At 65.9% G+C, this 15,637-nt stretch carries 17 protein-coding genes and 1 tRNA gene; 6 read left to right on the forward strand and 12 right to left on the reverse strand.

Annotated elements, in window-relative coordinates; translation table 11 throughout:
• Nucleotides 1–109: 109 nt before the first annotated feature.
• The 5 genes from rplA to Q8Z05_RS01860 form a co-directional block, all read right to left on the reverse strand.
• Nucleotides 110–817 (reverse strand): 50S ribosomal protein L1, encoded by a 708-nt coding sequence (gene rplA / locus Q8Z05_RS01840; RefSeq protein ID WP_011692825.1) that lies wholly within the window; start codon nucleotides 815–817, stop codon nucleotides 110–112.
• Nucleotides 818–1,006: 189 nt separating this feature from the next.
• On the reverse strand, nucleotides 1,007–1,438 hold the full coding sequence (gene rplK / locus Q8Z05_RS01845; RefSeq protein WP_003803853.1) for a 50S ribosomal protein L11: 432 nt from the start codon (nucleotides 1,436–1,438) through the stop codon (nucleotides 1,007–1,009).
• A 131-nt stretch (nucleotides 1,439–1,569) separates the two neighbouring features.
• Nucleotides 1,570–2,391, reverse strand: a complete 822-nt coding sequence (gene nusG / locus Q8Z05_RS01850; RefSeq protein WP_305941816.1) for a transcription termination/antitermination protein NusG — start codon at nucleotides 2,389–2,391, stop codon at nucleotides 1,570–1,572.
• Nucleotides 2,392–2,507: 116 nt separating this feature from the next.
• Nucleotides 2,508–2,792 carry a preprotein translocase subunit SecE gene (gene secE / locus Q8Z05_RS01855; RefSeq protein ID WP_305941817.1) on the reverse strand — a complete coding sequence of 95 codons (285 nt, stop codon included), beginning with the start codon at nucleotides 2,790–2,792 and terminating at the stop codon, nucleotides 2,508–2,510.
• An 81-nt stretch (nucleotides 2,793–2,873) separates the two neighbouring features.
• Nucleotides 2,874–2,946: transfer RNA gene (locus Q8Z05_RS01860), tRNA-Trp, on the reverse strand.
• A gap of 275 nt (nucleotides 2,947–3,221) precedes the next feature.
• On the opposite strand from Q8Z05_RS01860, the gene Q8Z05_RS01865 reads away from it, so the two are divergent.
• The gene (locus Q8Z05_RS01865) at nucleotides 3,222–4,439 is read left to right on the forward strand and encodes a pyridoxal phosphate-dependent aminotransferase (protein ID WP_305941818.1); all 1,218 of its coding nucleotides are present in this window, start codon (nucleotides 3,222–3,224) and stop codon (nucleotides 4,437–4,439) included.
• A gap of 148 nt (nucleotides 4,440–4,587) precedes the next feature.
• Here Q8Z05_RS01865 and Q8Z05_RS01870 read toward each other — a convergent pair whose 3' ends face one another.
• Together Q8Z05_RS01870 and Q8Z05_RS01875 are read right to left on the reverse strand one after the other, a co-directional pair.
• Nucleotides 4,588–5,274 carry a LuxR C-terminal-related transcriptional regulator gene (locus Q8Z05_RS01870; RefSeq protein ID WP_305941819.1) on the reverse strand — a complete coding sequence of 229 codons (687 nt, stop codon included), beginning with the start codon at nucleotides 5,272–5,274 and terminating at the stop codon, nucleotides 4,588–4,590.
• The gene (locus tag Q8Z05_RS01875) at nucleotides 5,271–6,707 is read right to left on the reverse strand and encodes an ATP-binding protein (RefSeq protein ID WP_305941820.1); all 1,437 of its coding nucleotides are present in this window, start codon (nucleotides 6,705–6,707) and stop codon (nucleotides 5,271–5,273) included. The genes Q8Z05_RS01870 and Q8Z05_RS01875 overlap by 4 nt, the downstream gene beginning before the upstream one ends.
• Nucleotides 6,708–6,831: 124 nt before the next feature.
• Here Q8Z05_RS01875 and Q8Z05_RS01880 point away from each other — a divergent pair, with 124 nt between their 5' ends.
• The 5 genes from Q8Z05_RS01880 (at nucleotide 6,832) to Q8Z05_RS01900 (ending at nucleotide 11,108) form a co-directional block, all read left to right on the forward strand.
• Nucleotides 6,832–8,469, forward strand: coding sequence for a PspC domain-containing protein (locus Q8Z05_RS01880; protein WP_305941821.1), 1,638 nt, complete (start codon nucleotides 6,832–6,834; stop codon nucleotides 8,467–8,469).
• A gap of 1 nt (nucleotide 8,470) precedes the next feature.
• Nucleotides 8,471–8,788 carry a hypothetical protein gene (locus Q8Z05_RS01885; protein WP_305941822.1) on the forward strand — a complete coding sequence of 106 codons (318 nt, stop codon included), beginning with the start codon at nucleotides 8,471–8,473 and terminating at the stop codon, nucleotides 8,786–8,788.
• Between the two features lie 3 nt (nucleotides 8,789–8,791).
• The gene (locus Q8Z05_RS01890; protein WP_305941823.1) at nucleotides 8,792–9,049 is read left to right on the forward strand and encodes a PspC domain-containing protein; all 258 of its coding nucleotides are present in this window, start codon (nucleotides 8,792–8,794) and stop codon (nucleotides 9,047–9,049) included.
• Between the two features lie 173 nt (nucleotides 9,050–9,222).
• Nucleotides 9,223–10,248 carry a 6-phosphofructokinase gene (locus Q8Z05_RS01895; protein ID WP_305941824.1) on the forward strand — a complete coding sequence of 342 codons (1,026 nt, stop codon included), beginning with the start codon at nucleotides 9,223–9,225 and terminating at the stop codon, nucleotides 10,246–10,248.
• A gap of 101 nt (nucleotides 10,249–10,349) precedes the next feature.
• On the forward strand, nucleotides 10,350–11,108 hold the full coding sequence (locus Q8Z05_RS01900; protein WP_305941825.1) for a GNAT family N-acetyltransferase: 759 nt from the start codon (nucleotides 10,350–10,352) through the stop codon (nucleotides 11,106–11,108).
• Here Q8Z05_RS01900 and Q8Z05_RS01905 read toward each other — a convergent pair.
• The 5 genes from Q8Z05_RS01905 to Q8Z05_RS01925 all read right to left on the reverse strand — a co-directional run bounded on the left by Q8Z05_RS01905 (nucleotide 11,070) and on the right by Q8Z05_RS01925 (nucleotide 15,593).
• Complete coding sequence (locus tag Q8Z05_RS01905) at nucleotides 11,070–12,587, reverse strand: DHA2 family efflux MFS transporter permease subunit (protein WP_305941826.1); 1,518 nt, start codon at nucleotides 12,585–12,587, stop codon at nucleotides 11,070–11,072. The genes Q8Z05_RS01900 and Q8Z05_RS01905 overlap by 39 nt on opposite strands.
• Nucleotides 12,588–12,620: 33 nt before the next feature.
• Nucleotides 12,621–13,184 (reverse strand): PadR family transcriptional regulator, encoded by a 564-nt coding sequence (locus tag Q8Z05_RS01910; protein ID WP_305941827.1) that lies wholly within the window; start codon nucleotides 13,182–13,184, stop codon nucleotides 12,621–12,623.
• A 138-nt stretch (nucleotides 13,185–13,322) separates the two neighbouring features.
• A complete protein-coding gene (locus Q8Z05_RS01915; protein WP_305941828.1) occupies nucleotides 13,323–13,739 on the reverse strand; it encodes an ankyrin repeat domain-containing protein in 417 nt (138 codons plus the stop codon).
• Complete coding sequence (gene ygfZ, locus Q8Z05_RS01920) at nucleotides 13,736–14,821, reverse strand: CAF17-like 4Fe-4S cluster assembly/insertion protein YgfZ (protein WP_305941829.1); 1,086 nt, start codon at nucleotides 14,819–14,821, stop codon at nucleotides 13,736–13,738. The genes Q8Z05_RS01915 and ygfZ overlap by 4 nt, the downstream gene beginning before the upstream one ends.
• 22 nt (nucleotides 14,822–14,843) lie before the next feature.
• Nucleotides 14,844–15,593 carry a flavodoxin family protein gene (locus Q8Z05_RS01925; RefSeq protein ID WP_305941830.1) on the reverse strand — a complete coding sequence of 250 codons (750 nt, stop codon included), beginning with the start codon at nucleotides 15,591–15,593 and terminating at the stop codon, nucleotides 14,844–14,846.
• Nucleotides 15,594–15,637 lie beyond the last annotated feature (44 nt).

A 15,637-nucleotide genomic window follows, 5' to 3' on the forward strand; every position in this document is an offset into this window, starting at 1 on the left:
ACCGTCGGGGAGTTGGCCGCACACGCAAAACCCCGGCAACAACGATCCGCACAAGCAGAAAGACCGCCCCGCGGCTGCGGGACGGTCTTTCAAGCGGAACTGATGAGGATTAGACCTCGGTCAGGACCTTGGTGACGTTGGGGTCAACCGAGATGCCCGGGCCGAACGTGGTGGCCACGGTAGCCTTCTGGATGTAGCGGCCCTTGGAAGCGGACGGCTTGAGGCGAAGGACCTCTTCCAGTGCTGCGGCGTAATTCTCGGCCAGCTTGATGGCGTCGAACGAAACCTTGCCGATGATGAAGTGCAGGTTCGAGTGCTTGTCGACGCGGAAGTCGATCTTGCCGCCCTTGATGTCGTTGACAGCCTTGGTGACATCCGGGGTAACCGTACCGGTCTTCGGGTTCGGCATCAGGTTACGCGGACCCAGTACCTTACCGAGGCGGCCAACCTTGCCCATGAGGTCAGGGGTGGCGACGGCGGCGTCGAAGTCGGTCCAGCCGGCTGCGATCTTTTCGATCAGGTCGTCGGAACCAACGAAGTCGGCGCCGGCTGCGATTGCTGCCTCAGCCTTGTCGCCCGTTGCGAAAACGAGGACGCGGGCGACCTTACCGGTGCCGTGCGGCAGGTTGACGGTGCCGCGGACCATCTGGTCAGCCTTACGCGGGTCTACACCCAGGCGGAAAGCAACCTCAACGGTGGCGTCGAACTTGGACGGGTTGGTGTCCTTGGCCAGCGTCACTGCCTCGAACGGCGCGTAGAACTTCTCCGCGTCGATCTTGGCGGCGGCTGCCTCATATGCTTTGCTGCGCTTTGCCATGCTGCTTATTCTCCTTGTGCAGTTGTGGTCTGCGGACCGCGCTGGGCCCTGCCACAGTTGGATGTTCCTGCCGGTTTATCCGGACCGGATGTCCAACATTTCAATGTTTTGGTGGTGCCGGTTGCCCGGCGGTGCTGGTCGACGTCGTGATCGGTTATCCCGAACCCGGCGTGTCAGCGGCGGAGGCTATTAGCCTTCGACGGTGATACCCATGGAGCGGGCGGTGCCGGCGATGATCTTCGCTGCGCCTTCGAGGCTCGTGGCGTTGAGGTCTTCCATCTTGGTGGAGGCGATCTCGTTGACCTGGGCCTGGGTCAGCTTGGCAACCTTGACGGTGTGCGGGGTAGCCGAGCCCTTGGCGACGCCTGCAGCCTTTTTGATGAGCTCTGCAGCCGGCGGGGTCTTGGTGATGAACGTGAACGAGCGGTCTTCGTAGACCGTGATTTCAACAGGAATAACGTTGCCGCGCTGGGCTTCCGTCGCAGCGTTGTACGCCTTGCAGAATTCCATGATGTTGACACCGTGCTGGCCAAGTGCAGGACCGATCGGCGGGGCCGGGTTAGCGGCACCTGCCTGGATCTGCAGCTTGATGAGGCCGGTGACCTTCTTCTTGGGAGCCAATGTAGGTCCTTCTCTCAATTACGTCCTGGGACACAGGAGCGTGCCTCAGGTTGGTGGCCGCCATGGCGAGGCGGCCGGCCGCTTCGTGGCTGCTAAGCGGGCAGCCCCGGAGCGAATTCTGTGGGGTGTTGCTAGATCTTGGTGACCTGGTTGAATGCCAGGGTGACCGGGGTCTCGCGTTCGAAGATGGAGACCAGCACCACAAGGGTCTGGGAATCGACCTTGATCTCGGAGATCGTGGCGGGGAGGGTCTCGAACGGACCTTCCTTGACGATGACGGACTCGCCGACTTCGAAGTCGACGTCCACGGGAGCGGCGGCGTGCTTGACCGGCTTGCCCTTCTCAGCCTGCTCTTCTTCGAAGACCGGGGCGAGCATGGAGAAGACCTCATCCAGGCGCAGCGGCACGGGATTGTGGGCGTTCCCCACGAAGCCGGTGACGCCGGGGGTGTGGCGCACGGCGCCCCACGAGGCGTCCGTCAGGTCCATGCGGACCAGCACGTAGCCGGGAATACGGACGCGGTTGATGACCTTGCGCTGAGCGTTCTTGATCTCAACGACTTCTTCCATCGGCACCTGGATTTCGAAGATGTAATCTTCCATGTCCAGGGTCTGGATGCGGGTTTCAAGGTTGGCCTTGACGCGGTTTTCGTAACCTGCGTAGGAGTGGATGACGTACCAGTCACCCTCCTGGCGGCGCAGCTTGGCTTTGAATTCCTCAGCCGGATCGACCTCGGCCTTGGCGGCTGCCGCGGCCAGGGCGTCAGCCTGATCTTCATCGGCGTCAGCGTCGGCTTCGGAATCTTCATCCTCCGCTTCGGCGTCGGCTTCAGAGGAATCGTCGATGGAATCGGGCGCAGCAGACTCAACCTCGGACTCTTCCCCGGCTACCACCGCGGCGTCCTGATTTTCATCCAGCTCAGTCTCAGTTACCTCGAGCTCCTGCTCAGACACTTGGTCTCCTGCTTCCTCATTGCCTAACATGCCTATTTAAATGGCTCAATTCCGCACACCCCGTGAATGTCTCCGGATTACCGGGAACATTCCACGCAGTCTGCGGACGGATCGCCTTAGCGGTCCGCGGGGCCTGTGCCGCCGAAGACCCAGCTCACTCCGGTCCCGAAAGCCAGGTCCAGGACGGTAACGATGAGCATCATGATGATCACGAACACCAGCACCACGAGCGTGTAGTTGATCAGTTCCTTGCGGGTGGGTGCTACGACCTTCTTCAGTTCGCCGATGACCTGGCGGACGAAGAGTGCGATGCGAGCGAAGAAGCCGGACTTGGCGGCGTTCTTGGCGGGGCGGCCCTTGGAGCTGCTTGCAGCCGTTTCGGTCACCTGGTCCTCACTCATCCTCGCAAATGTCGGATACCCGGCTCTGAACTGAACCATGGTTGCTGCGCTGGCTCCGGCTAACCGCCGGAACCGCTTGCGCAGGGCAGACAGGACTCGAACCTGCAACCTGCGGTTTTGGAGACCGCTGCGCTACCAATTGCGCCACTACCCTATGGATCGAAAACCAATCTCGCCACACTTCCCGCAGACTTCACGGGGCGCAGGCCATCATCGTGTTTTCAACACCGGAGAACTAGTCTACGCAAGAACTGCGCTTACGTCGAACCAGCCTCATTTCGGCCCTTCTTTGCGTCTGCCAGGACATGCCAACCGGTACACAGTCACATTCCTGGCCGTCACGCTGAACGATCCGCTGAACAGCATAGAGTAGATCTCGTCGAATCCCACATCCAGCCATCGAGCTGCAAGCAAAGAATGGACGCCGCCATGCCTGCCGCCCGCGTTTCCCAACGCATTTCCGCTATCGCCGAATCCGCCACCCTGGCCGTTGATGCCAAGGCCAAGGCACTCAAGGCAGCCGGCCGGCCGGTCATCGGCTTCGGCGCCGGGGAACCCGACTTCCCGACTCCCGGCTACATCGTCCAGGCAGCCATTGAGGCCGCCAGCCAGCCGAAATACCACCGGTACTCCCCGGCCGGCGGGCTGCCGGAGCTCAAGCAGGCCATTGCGGACAAGACGCTCCGGGATTCCGGCTACAAAGCCGAGGCGTCGCAGGTCCTAGTCACCAACGGCGGCAAGCAGGCCGTGTACAACACCTTCGCCACGCTGGTTGATCCGGGCGACGAGGTCATTGTTCCCACGCCGTTCTGGACCACCTACCCGGAAGCCATCCGGCTGGCCGGCGGTGTGCCGGTGGAGGTCTTCGCCGGACCGGAGCAGGATTACCTCGTCACCGTGGAGCAGCTGGAAGCGGCCCTGACTGAGCGCACCAAGATCCTGTTGTTCGTCTCGCCGTCCAACCCCACCGGTTCCGTGTACTCGCCGGAGCAGGTCCGGGAGATCGGCTTGTGGGCCGCTTCCAAGGGACTGTGGGTGGTCACCGACGAGATCTACGAACACCTCACCTACGACGGCGTACCCTTCACATCCATTGCCACGGCGGTTCCCGAACTCGGCGACAAGGTGGTCATCCTCAACGGCGTTGCCAAGACCTACGCCATGACCGGCTGGCGGGTGGGTTGGATGATCGGGCCGGCGGACGTCATCAAGGCGGCCACCAACCTGCAGTCGCACGCCACGTCCAACGTCTCCAACATCCCGCAGGTCGCGGCCCTCGCCGCCGTCTCCGGGCCGCTCACCGCGGTGGACGAGATGAAGGTGGCCTTCGATCGCCGCCGCAAGGCAATTGTCGCCGGCCTGAATGCCATCGACGGGGTGGAATGCCCGACGCCGAAGGGAGCCTTCTACGTCTACGCGGACGTCCGCGGCCTGCTGGGCAAGGAATTCGAGACGGCGAACGGAACCGTCCGGCCGCAGACTTCCGCTGAGCTCGCGGCACTCATCCTCGATGAGGTTGAAGTTGCGGTGGTTCCCGGCGAGGCTTTCGGCCCCTCGGGCTACCTGCGGCTGTCCTACGCTCTGGGCGACGACGACCTCGCCACCGGCGTGGCGCGGCTCCAGGGCTTCCTCGGCAAGGCCAAGTAGGCACCCTCTCTCACTTTCCGCAGGAAAACCAACAGACGCTCTCTCACTTTCTTCAGGAAAGTGAGAGAGCGTCCGCGCTTAAGGGGCAGGAAGTGAGAGAGCGTCCGCGCTTAAGGGGCAGGAAGTGAGAGAGCGTCCGGGGGCGGGTTTAGAGGAGGCGGCGCTCGGCCGCCCATTTGGTCAGTTCATGGCGGCTGGAGAGCTGGAGTTTGCGCAGCACGGCGGAGACATGGGTTTCTACGGTCTTGATCGAGATGAAGAGTTCCTTGGCCACTTCCTTATAGCTGTAGCCCCGCGCGATCAGCCGCATGACCTCCAGCTCCCGGGCGGAGAGACGGTCCAGTTCGTCATCGGCGATATCGGCAGGCGCCGTGCCGAACGCATCCAGCACGAACCCGGCCAGCCGCGGCGAAAAGACGGCGTCGCCGCCGGCCACACGGAGGACGGCGTCGGTGATTTCCGTGCCTGAGATGCTTTTGGTCACATATCCCCGGGCGCCGGCGCGGATGACCGAAACCACGTCTTCGGCGGCGTCCGAGACGCTCAGTGCGAGGAACCGGGTGCCGCCCAGCAGGGCTGCCGAACCGGCGATCACCTCGCGTCCGCCGCCGCCGAGCCCGCCCGGCAGGTGCACGTCCAGCAGCACCACTTCCGGCCGGGCCTGTGCGATCACGGCGATGGCCTGTTCGACGGTTCCGGCCTCACCCACCACAGTGACGCGGGCGTCCAGGTCCGCCTTGAGCCCCGACCGGAAAATGGCGTGGTCGTCCACGATGACCACGCGGACCCCCGGGGCGCCTCCTGCCCGGGCACTCCCTGCTTCGACGTTGTTCACGACTTTCCCTCTCCGTTGTCTACGGCGTCGGACGGCAGCCTGAGCCGCACTTCCGTGCCATCCGCGCTGCTGCTGATGACGGCGGTCCCGCCATGGCGTTTCATCCGCCCCACGATCGATTCCCGGACGCCCATGCGGTCGGCCGGAACGGACTCCGGGTCGAAACCGGGACCGCGGTCCTTCACATAAACTTCCGCATCGCCGTCGGCCACCTCAAGGTACACCGACACGGCACCGCCACCGTGGCGGGACGCGTTGACCATGGCCTCCCGGCTGGCCTGCACCAGGGCCTCATGCCGGGCGGTCATGGCGGTATCCCCCACGCTGACCACATCCACGGCGTTGCCGAGGGAGTCCTCAACCTCCGCGGCCGCTGCCTTGATGCGCTCCGAGAGCTGGCCCGCTTCCTTGCCGGGGTCGCGGTACAGCCAGCCCCGCAACTCCCGTTCCTGCGCGCGTGCCAGCCGGACGACGTCGTTCTCGTTACCTGCCCGCCGCTGGATCAGCGCGAGCGTCTGCAGCACGGAGTCGTGCAGGTGGGCGGCGATCTCCGCCCGTTCCGTGGCCCGGACTCGGCCCGCGCGCTCCGCTTCAAGGTCCCGCCAGAACTTCAGGCCCCACGGCAGCAGCACGAGTGCCACGCCGCCGAGGACTGCCACGGAGGCCAGGAGCGCCAGCCAGGTCTGCTCCCATGACCCGGAGCCGGACACCATCACCAGCACGCCGGCCACCACCAGGGCAAGCCCGGCCGCGAGCCTGGCCCAGCCGCCAGCCTGGTCGGCCTTGGTCTTGTCAAGGAGACCGGCCCGGCGGGTTTCGTCCAGCTGAATCCACGCAATGGCCGCCCCGCCAAGGATGGCGGCGGCCGGGATCAGCGTCCCCAGCGGAACGTCAACGCCCAGCATGCGTGCGATCAGGAGGGCACCCGCCAGCAGCAGGCCCGCCCCCAGCAGGATTTCCTTGCCGTACGGCATGGTCCGGGCGCGGAACCACGGCGTGTTGGCGGCGGTGCCCCCGACAGGCCCACCCGTAATACCCGGCGTGGCCGCGGGAAGCGGGACCCGGGCGGAAGGCTCGGGTAGGGCAGCTTCGCCGGGGAAGGCAGCTCCTGCGGGGACCGGCCCGGACCGGAAGTCCGGCGGGACGTCCAGCGGCCCCGGTGCCGGCAAAGGCCCCGGGGCACTGACGGCAGGAGCTATGGGCGACGCCGGGCGCCGCGCGTTCCGCTTCGCGTTCTCGTCCGCAGTCGGCACCATGATCCAGAGCCACGCATAGAAGGCCAGTCCTGCTCCGCCGGCGAGCGCGGCCACCACCATGCCGATCCGGACCATCCGCACCGGCCATCCCAGATGGGCGGCCACGCCCGCGCAGACGCCAGCGATGACGCGGTCGCTGCTGCGGACCAGCGGGGGTCGGGTGAGGGCCGTTGTCATGTGTCAATCCAAGCATGGATCAGGGTTCCGCACCCCTGATTTCACAGGGAACCGGGGGTCACTCAGGGGCAGCTCAGGGTGTTCCCCAATAGAGCGCGGCCGGTTCGGACGGCAGGATCGAAGTATGAACTCGCACAATGCATACCCAGACGAAGATCCGCTGCCGTCAGGCCGTTCCGGTTCCGGTTCCGATTCCGGTTCCGCCACGCCAACTGACCGCACTTCCGACGACGGCGCCGCCTCTGGCCAGGAGGGTTCCGATGCCCGTAAAGGCTCAGGCGCCGATCCGGGCACCGGCCCAGGCACCGGCTCCCCGGAGGGCAGCTTCCCCGGCGGCCCGCCACCGCTCTATCCGAACGCGCAGATGCCCGGTGCCCAGGGTCCCCATCCCCACCCCGGTGCCCCGACGGATGGCCGCTACGCCTACCCGCAGTCCCCGCCCCAGAACTTCTTCACCTGGGTCCGGAGCCACGGAGTCCACCGCGGGTCGGACCGCTGGATCGGCGGCGTCGCCAGCGGCATCGCACACCGGCTGGGCGTCGACCCGTTGATCGTGCGCGGCGTCTTCATTGTCCTTTCCATCTTCGCCGGCATCGGAGTGTTGCTCTACGGCATCGCCTGGGCACTGCTGCCGGAGCCCGACGGCCGCATCCACGTTCAGGAAGCCGGCGCCGGACGCTGGTCCACCGGCATGACGGGCGCGCTCATCACCACGGTGATCGGCTTCCCCAGCCTGGGCAACGGCTTCTGGGGCTGGGAGCGGAACGGATTCGGCGGCTTCTTCTGGACGGTCTTCTGGATCGCCGGCGCCGTCTACCTCATCTACTACCTCTCACAACGCGATAAGGCCACCAACGGAGCACCCGTCATGAACAACAGCACCGAAGCCGGCACCACTGCCGGTGGAACCGCCTTTGCCGCCACGTCGCCGGCTGGCACGTCATCGGCAGGCATCTCCTCGCCCGCGTCCGGCGCGCCTTATGAACCCGGAGTGCTCACCGGCGGACCTTACGCCGGCGGGGCATACTCAGGCGCGCAGTACGACGGCGGCGCCCCCGGTTCGGGCGGTTACGGCCCCACTCCCCCGTACGTCGGAGGCTACGGCGGTCCGCCCGCTCCCGCCCCGAAGGCGCCCAACGTTGGCCCCGGCGCCCCCGCCGTCGCCGTCACGGCCGGCCTTGCCCTGCTGGTGGGCGGCGGCATCAAGGCCCTCGAAGCACTCAACGTGACCAACCTCGGTGACGCCACCAACGCGGTGGTGTGGGCCAGCGGTGCGGCCGTCCTGGGCCTGGGCATCCTGGTGGCCGGGCTCCGGGGCCGGACGTCCGGGATCCTTGGCTTCTTTGCCGTGGTTGCCCTCGTCATCGGCGGAATCTTCAACGTGGTGCCCAACGGTGACCGCTTCCGGTTCCAGGACGCCAACTGGAGCCCGGCCAGTATCGAACAGGCGAGCCAGGGCTTCAACATCACCGGTGGCAGCGGAACTGCCGACCTGACACGGCTGAACATCACGCCGCCGCTGGGCAGCGACGTCGTGATTCCCATGGACGTTACGGCCAGCAACCTGACCGTCATCATTCCGGACACGGTCCCCGTGGAAATCCGGGCGGACATGACGCTGGGCAACCTCAACGACGGCTCGCAGAACCACGGGGGCATGACCTCGCAGCAGAGCAACTACAACACCGATAAGCCGGGTGCCGCGCTCATCCTCGAAATCGACGGGACCATGAGCAACGTCACCATCCAGGAAGGAAACTGACATGAGCAGCAGCTATGAACCTGCTCCGGACACCGTTCCGCAGGCAAAGAACGAGGCAACAGCATCAACGGCAGAACAGGCACGAACCACTGGAGCCCGGCACGGCGGCCCCTCTCCGGCCCGGGTGGGCACCGTGGTCTGGGGCCTCATCGTCCTGGCGCTCGCGGCGTTGATCATCATCGGCCAGCTCGGCATTGTGGTGCTGAACGGAACCTACGTTCTCATCGGCCTGATGATCGGTGCCGGCGCCGCACTGGTGGTTGGCGGGCTTCTCTCAGCCCGCGGACGTGACAAAGAATCCACAACAGGGAAGTCTTGAGGCATGGATAAGTTCTTCAGCATCGTCAGGGGCCTTGGCCTGAAACGCGGACCGCAGCGTTGGCTGGGAGGCGTGTGCGGAGGCATCGCCGCCAAGCTGAACGTGGACGTCGCCTTCGTCCGGATCGCGTTCCTGCTCCTCAGCCTGCTGCCGGGTCCGGCCTTAGTGTTCTACGTGGCAGCGTGGCTCATCCTCCCGGACCAGCGAAACGCGATCATCCTCCAGTCCTTCCTGGACAAGCGGTCGATCAACGGATCCTGACCCAGGACCCGGCTCAGGGCCCCTGCTCTCCGGAGCAGGGGCCCTTCCGTTTGCCGTGGCGTCGGAGCCTTTGTAACCAGTTTGTGTCGTAACCCACACTCACCACTAGAATCTAGGTGAGCTCAGCGTGGCGCTCTGCCAGTACACCCCCTCACCAGGATTTGAGCCGAGACATGAAAATTGGAATTCTCACCAGCGGTGGCGACTGCCCCGGACTGAACGCTGTCATCCGCGGCGCCGTCCTCAAGGGAATCGCCATCCACGGCCACGAATTCGTAGGATTCCTCGACGGCTGGCGCGGCGTCGTCGAAGGCGACGTGATCGACATTCCCCGCCACATGGTCCGCGGCATCGCGAAGCAGGGCGGCACCATCCTCGGCACGTCCCGCACCAACCCTTTCGAAAACGGCGGGGGCCCCGAGGTCATCAAGGGCCACATGGACCGGCTCGGCATCGATGCGATCATCGCCATCGGCGGCGAAGGCACGCTGGCCGCAGCCAAACGGCTGACCGACGCGGGCCTGAAGATCGTCGGCGTTCCCAAGACCGTGGACAACGACCTTGACGCCACCGACTACACCTTCGGCTTCGACACTGCTGTCCAGATCGCCACCGAGGCCATCGACCGCCTCCGCACCACGGGTGAATCACACCACCGCTGCATGATCGCCGAGGTCATGGGCCGCCATGTGGGCTGGATCGCACTGCACGCGGGCATGGCCTCCGGCGCACACGCGATCCTTATTCCGGAGCAGAAGGCCTCCATGGACCAGATCACCGAGTGGGTGGAGGAGGCTCACGCACGCGGCCGCGCACCCCTGGTGGTGGTGGCCGAGGGCTTCGTTCCCGAGGGCCAGGAAACCCCGCACTCCGAGCGCGGGCTGGACACGTTCGGACGCCCGCGCCTGGGCGGCATCGCCGAGATGCTGGCTCCCGAACTCGAAGCACGGACCGGCATCGAGACCCGCGCCACCGTTCTTGGCCACATCCAGCGCGGCGGCGTCCCGTCCGCGTTCGACCGCGTCCTGGCCACGCGGCTGGGCATGGCCGCCATCGACTCCGTGGTGGACAAGCGCTGGGGCACCATGGTGTCCCTCCACGGCACGGACATTGTGCACGTGGGCTTCGACGCCGCCCTGGGCAACCTCAAGTGCGTCCCGCAGCACCGCTACGACGAAGCAGCCGTCCTCTTCGGCTAGGCCCCGGCCGGCCGACACAACGCGAACGGACAGTTGGGGCCCCGGCTTTTTGGGGCCCCAACTGTCCGTTCGCGCTGGAATCCGGTGGGTAGGGTTGAGGCATGACTCTCGACCCCGGTTCCGCAGACATCATCCAGCTGGCCTGGGCCCGCCATTTGGGCCTGGATGACGGAGCCTTTGCCGCGGCGCGGAAGCTCGACGCCGATGCCACCGTTCTGGGGGCCGGCCCGCTTTCGGCCGCGGGCCGGCTCACGCGGGCGGACGAGTCCCGGAAATCAGTGGACTTTGTGCGGTTGTTTGGCACGTCGGCGCTCGTGGGACCCCGATGGGCCCTGGACGCCGCCGAGCGCATTCCGGATGAGGAACTCGCCCAGCACGTGACCCTCCTGACCATCACGCGGCAGCACGGCGGCCACGGCCAGGGAGCTGCCGCGCTCTTCTTCGCCGACGACCTCCCGCTCCGCCAGCCGGCCGAGGAGCTGACCGTTTCGCACGGTAACCCCGAGGCCATAGAACTCGAAGGCCTCTGTCCTCCTGACGACGTCAACGAGGTGGGGTTGTCCGACCTCGAACACCGGTTCACTATCCTGCGCGACGACAACGGCCGCAAGGTTCCGGTGGCCTGTGGCGCCTACACCGAGTGGGAAGGCATCCTGGCGCATATGGGGGTCCTCGTGGATCCCGACTGGCGGCGCCGGGGCTTGGGTTCCCTGGCCGCGTCCATTGCCGCCCACGAGGCACTCGCGGCCGGCCTCACCCTGCAGTGGCGCGCGGATGTCAGCAACAAGGGAGCCCTGGCAATCGCCCGCAGCCTCGGCTTCTCAGCCGGCGGCATCCAGACCAGCGTGCTGCTGGGCTGACGGAGCGCCGGACCCGTCCCAACCCTGAACCGGCTTGGGTTTTGCGAAGAACAGCGCCACGGCAGCGCCGAGCACAATGACAGCCGCCGGAAGCATGATGGACTGGCTCATCGCCGTCGAAAATCCTTCGTGCAGGGCCTCCGGAAGCTGGCCGCCGAAACTCATGGGACCCGCGTGGCCGGTGCCGCCCGGCGCCGCCGGAAGCTCCTCCGCCAGCCGCGCCTGCATGAGCACGGCGATGGCCGCGCTGCCCAGCACGGCGCCGATCTGGCGGGTGGTGTTGTAGACCCCGGCCCCGGCGCCCGCCTGGCGCGGCGGCAGGTTTCTGGTGGCCGTGGAGCTCAGCGGCGCCCAGATGCCCGCGTTGGCGAAGCCGAGCACGGCGCTGGGCAGCAGGAAGAGCCAGATCGGTGTGTCCGGGTGCATCAGCGCCGAGTTCCAGAACAGTGCCACGGACATGAGCGCCAGGCCGCCAGCCGTGATGTACTTCGGGTTCACGCGGTCGATGATCCTGCCCACCACCGGCGCAAGGCCGCCTGAGATGAGCGCCATCGGGATCATCATCAGGGCGGACTGGGTGGGTGTCAGGCCGCGGACCATCTGGTAATAGAAGATGAGCGGCAGGCCGAACGCCGTCACCGTGAAGCCCACCGTGGTGATTCCCAGGTTGGCCAGCGAGAAGTTGCGGTCCCCGAACAGGGACAGCGGCAGCAGCGGCTCGCCCTTATTGAACCGCTGCCAGGCGACGAACCCGGCCAGCACCGCCAGGCCTGCGATGATCAGGCTCCACACTGTGACGGGGCCGGTGATGGTGCCCCAGTTGTAGGTCTCGCCTTCCTGGATGCCGAAGACAAGCAGGAACAGTCCAACGGCGCTGAGCAGGACGCCGGGAATGTCGAACTTGTGCGGATGCGTGGTCAGCGACGGCACAAAGCGCAGCGCCAGGATGAAGCCGGCGATTCCCACGGGCACGTTGATGAAGAAAATCCATTCCCAGCCGAGTCCGTCCACCAGGACGCCGCCGAGGATCGGCCCCACGAGGGTGGCGACGCCGGCGGTGGCACCCCAGATGCCCATGGCCGCGCCGCGCCGGTCCGGCGGGAAGATCCTCGTGATTACGGCCATGGTCTGGGGTGTCATGATCGCGGCGCCGAAGCCCTGGACCACGCGGGCCAGGATGAGGGTCTGGACGTCACCGGACAGCCCGCACCACAGCGATGCGAGGGTGAACACCACGAGGCCGGTCAGGTAGAGCTTCTTGGGTCCGAACCTGTCCCCCAGCCGGCCGGTGATCAGCAGCGGCACGGCGTAGGCCAGCAGGTACGCACTGGTCACCCAAATGACGGAGTTGATGTCCGCGTCCAGGCCTTCCATGATCCGCGGGTTCGCCACCGAGACGATGGTGGTGTCGATCAGGATCATAAAGAACCCGATCACCAGTGACCAAAGGGCCGGCCACGGCCTAGCTACGTTTTCCATGTGGGTCCTTCCGGGTGGTTGTGGCGTGGTCCGCTACCACGGGAGTTCCCCGGAGCGGAGCTGGTCCTGCAGGCTGCGTATCCAGCCCATTTCGGACCTCAGCATGGTCTGTTGGTACTCGAGGTCGATCCAGTACTTGCGTGCCACGCCCTTGTCCAGGACGATCGCCTCGCCTTTTTGCAGGAACTCCAGTTGGTCCTGCAGCAGCGCCAGCCGGCGGTCCAGAAGGTCAAGGACGACGCCGGCAGGCAGGTTGTAGGCCTCGGCCACGGCCAGCGGGAACGACGGGTATTCGTTGACCGGCTCGGCGAGCATGTCCTGCAGGCGTTCCGTAAGGGCTTTCCGGCCGGCGGGAGTGATGCGGTAGGTGGTCCGTTCCGGCCGGTTGCCCTCCCGGTCCGTCCCGGTCGTTTCCACGAGCCCGCGTTCCGCCAGCCGGCCGACCGCGTGATAGAGCGTTCCGGGACGCACTTTGACCAGCCGGTCTTCATGCCTGGCCATCAGGAGCTGGTACATCTCGTACGGATGCATCGGCTCCTCGACCAGCAGTGACAGCGCAGATATGCCGAGCGGCGTCAGCGGGGCGGATGAGGGCATCGGGCGTTGACCCCCTGTCTGACGGTGCGTTAGCGATTATTCCGCTCCAACTATTCCACATGGAATATTTGGGTGCAAGAAAGCCCGCGGGTCCGTTGACCGCGGGCTTTCAGGCGCTGGCTCCCAGGCCCCGGGCGGTCAGCCCAGCATGGCCTGGATGTCGGTCCGGGCAAACATGTCGGCCGCCGCGCGTGCTGACGGGGTTCCGGCGTCAGGGTCCGCGCCTGCCGCCAGGAGCGCCGCCGCCACGTCCGCATAGCCCTTGAAGGCAGCTCCGGCGAGCGGTGTCTGGCCGCGGTCGTTCACGGCATTGGCGTCGGCGCCGTGCTGCAGGAGCAGCTCTACCGCCGGGGCGTGGCCGTGGTAGGCGGCCAGCATCAACAGGGAGTCACCCGCCGCATTCGTCATGTTGGCCGGGGCGCCGGCGTCGAGGTAGCTGCCCAGCAGGGCCGCGTCGCCCTGCCGTGCCGCGTCAAACAGGGCATGCGCCAAGGCAAGTGTTTCGTCGTCCGGCCCTGCCGTGCTCGGGTTCTCGGACGTGGGGTTGTCAGTCATCGGTGCGTTCCCTTCAGGAATCCGGTCTGGCGGCCCACCACCTGACCGGCGTCAGGAGCCACGATGACTTCCTGCGCGGCCGTGTATGGTTCATCGCCGTCTACGACCGTCAGTATTTCATCCGGTGAGACCGAACGCTTGATGACTGCCAGCGCGATGGGACCCATTTCGTAGTGCTGCACCACGGAGGTCACCGTTCCCACTTTGCGTTCCCCGAGACGCACTTCACTGCCGGCCGCGGGGAGGGTGTGCTGGGATCCGTCCAGCTGGAGGAAGACCAGGCGCCGCGGCGGGTGGCCCAGGTTATGCACCCGGGCGATCGTCTCCTGGCCCTTGTAGCAGCCCTTGGCCAGGTGCACTGCGGTGCGCAGCAGGTCCAGTTCATGCGGGATGGTCTTGTCGTCGGTTTCAGCGCCAAGACGGGGCCGCCATGCGGCGATGCGCAGCGCTTCCGAGGCCCAGACACCCGCCAGCGGCCGGTCGCCCACAGTCGCCTCAAGCTCCGCTGCCGGCACCAGGTATTCAAACCATGGCCGCTCCATGCCCGGGTGGGATTCCTCCCCGACAACCGAGTAGGCGTAGCCGCCGGCGCCCACGTGCGGCCAGGGGTCCACCCACACCAGCAGGTCCGACCATTCCTCAACACGCCGGGTGGTTCCAATGACCGACCAGTCGTCGGATACATCCGCAATCTCCACCCGCAGCATGAACTTCATCCGGTTCAGCCACTCGGCCAGCGGCGCCGCTTCGGCGGCCTCCACCACCAGCCAGGTGGTCCCGCCGTCGTCAATCACCCGCGCGTCGAACTCGATACGGCCTTGGACGCTGAGCAGCAGCAGCTCGCTGGACTCCCCCGGCGCAAGGTTGGTGACCTGCTGGGAAGACAGGGTGTTGAGCCAGCTCAGGCGGTCAGGCCCGGAGACGGTGACCACCCCGCGGTGGGAAAGGTCGACGACGGCGCTTCCGGCCGCCAGCGCACGCTGCTCACGCAGCGGCTCGCCGTAGTGCGACGCGACACCGGAATCCGCGCCGCCGGCCTCGACCGCGCCTGGGCGCGACAACAGGGGGCTCTTGATAGTCATATGTAGTAGAAGTCCTAACGGGCTAGCGGTATTCCGGATTCTCGAAGTCGAACCTAGTGCCGGCTTTCCATTCCTCCGGCAGGTTGCCGTAGGCGGGAATCCCGCCGGCATCCTTCAGCGTCCTCGCCAGGTGCAGGAGGTTCCACGTCATGAAGGTGGCGTTGCGGTTGGTGAAGTCGCTCTCGGGTCCCCCGGAGCCTTCATCCAGGTAGCTCGGTCCGGGCCCGACCGGGCCGATCCAGCCGGCGTCGGCCTGGGGAGGGATGGTGAACCCGATGTGCTGGAGGCTGTACAGGACGTTCATTGAGCAATGCTTGATGCCGTCTTCATTGCCGGTAATGAGGCAGCCGCCCACTTTGGGATAGAAAGCCCACTGGCCTTTGTCGTTCAGCTCCCCCGAATGCGCATACAGGCGTTCGATCAGTTTCTTGGTCTGGGAGGAATTGTCACCCAGCCAAATGGGACCGGCCACCACCACGATGTCCGCTTCCTTGACGGCAGGGTAGAGCTCCGGCCATTCGTCGGTGGCCCAGCCGTGTTCGCGCATGTCCGGGTACACGCCGCTGGCGATGTCGTGGTCAACGGTCCGGATGACGCGGGTGGTAACGCCCTGCTTCTCCATGATGAGGCGGCTGACCTCGATCAGGCCCTCCGTGTTGGAGGTCTCCGGTGATTTCTTGAGGGTGCCGTTGAAGAACACGGCCTTCAAGTCGGCGTAGTTTGCTTTATTTCGCTTTTCCGGCGTACCCGGGCCCGGCTGCTGGGTGTTCACGGTCTTGCTCCCTGCACTCGTTGCGGACAACAAAAATCAGTGAG

Origin of the sequence: Arthrobacter oryzae (genome assembly GCF_030718995.1) — a bacterium.
Classification (GTDB): Bacteria; Actinomycetota; Actinomycetes; order Actinomycetales; family Micrococcaceae; genus Arthrobacter; species Arthrobacter oryzae_C.

Coding starts and splice junctions, on each gene's coding strand:
- ygfZ (WP_305941829.1), bottom strand. CDS start 14,821: ATGACTATCAAGAGCCCCCTGTTGTCGCGCCCAGGCGCGGTCGAGGCC.
- rplA (WP_011692825.1), bottom strand. CDS start 817: ATGGCAAAGCGCAGCAAAGCATATGAGGCAGCCGCCGCCAAGATCGAC.
- Q8Z05_RS01905 (WP_305941826.1), bottom strand. CDS start 12,587: ATGGAAAACGTAGCTAGGCCGTGGCCGGCCCTTTGGTCACTGGTGATC.
- Q8Z05_RS01885 (WP_305941822.1), top strand. CDS start 8,471: ATGAGCAGCAGCTATGAACCTGCTCCGGACACCGTTCCGCAGGCAAAG.
- Q8Z05_RS01895 (WP_305941824.1), top strand. CDS start 9,223: ATGAAAATTGGAATTCTCACCAGCGGTGGCGACTGCCCCGGACTGAAC.
- Q8Z05_RS01915 (WP_305941828.1), bottom strand. CDS start 13,739: ATGACTGACAACCCCACGTCCGAGAACCCGAGCACGGCAGGGCCGGAC.
- Q8Z05_RS01880 (WP_305941821.1), top strand. CDS start 6,832: ATGAACTCGCACAATGCATACCCAGACGAAGATCCGCTGCCGTCAGGC.
- Q8Z05_RS01865 (WP_305941818.1), top strand. CDS start 3,222: ATGCCTGCCGCCCGCGTTTCCCAACGCATTTCCGCTATCGCCGAATCC.
- Q8Z05_RS01890 (WP_305941823.1), top strand. CDS start 8,792: ATGGATAAGTTCTTCAGCATCGTCAGGGGCCTTGGCCTGAAACGCGGA.
- Q8Z05_RS01910 (WP_305941827.1), bottom strand. CDS start 13,184: ATGCCCTCATCCGCCCCGCTGACGCCGCTCGGCATATCTGCGCTGTCA.
- Q8Z05_RS01875 (WP_305941820.1), bottom strand. CDS start 6,707: ATGACAACGGCCCTCACCCGACCCCCGCTGGTCCGCAGCAGCGACCGC.
- Q8Z05_RS01900 (WP_305941825.1), top strand. CDS start 10,350: ATGACTCTCGACCCCGGTTCCGCAGACATCATCCAGCTGGCCTGGGCC.
- secE (WP_305941817.1), bottom strand. CDS start 2,792: ATGAGTGAGGACCAGGTGACCGAAACGGCTGCAAGCAGCTCCAAGGGC.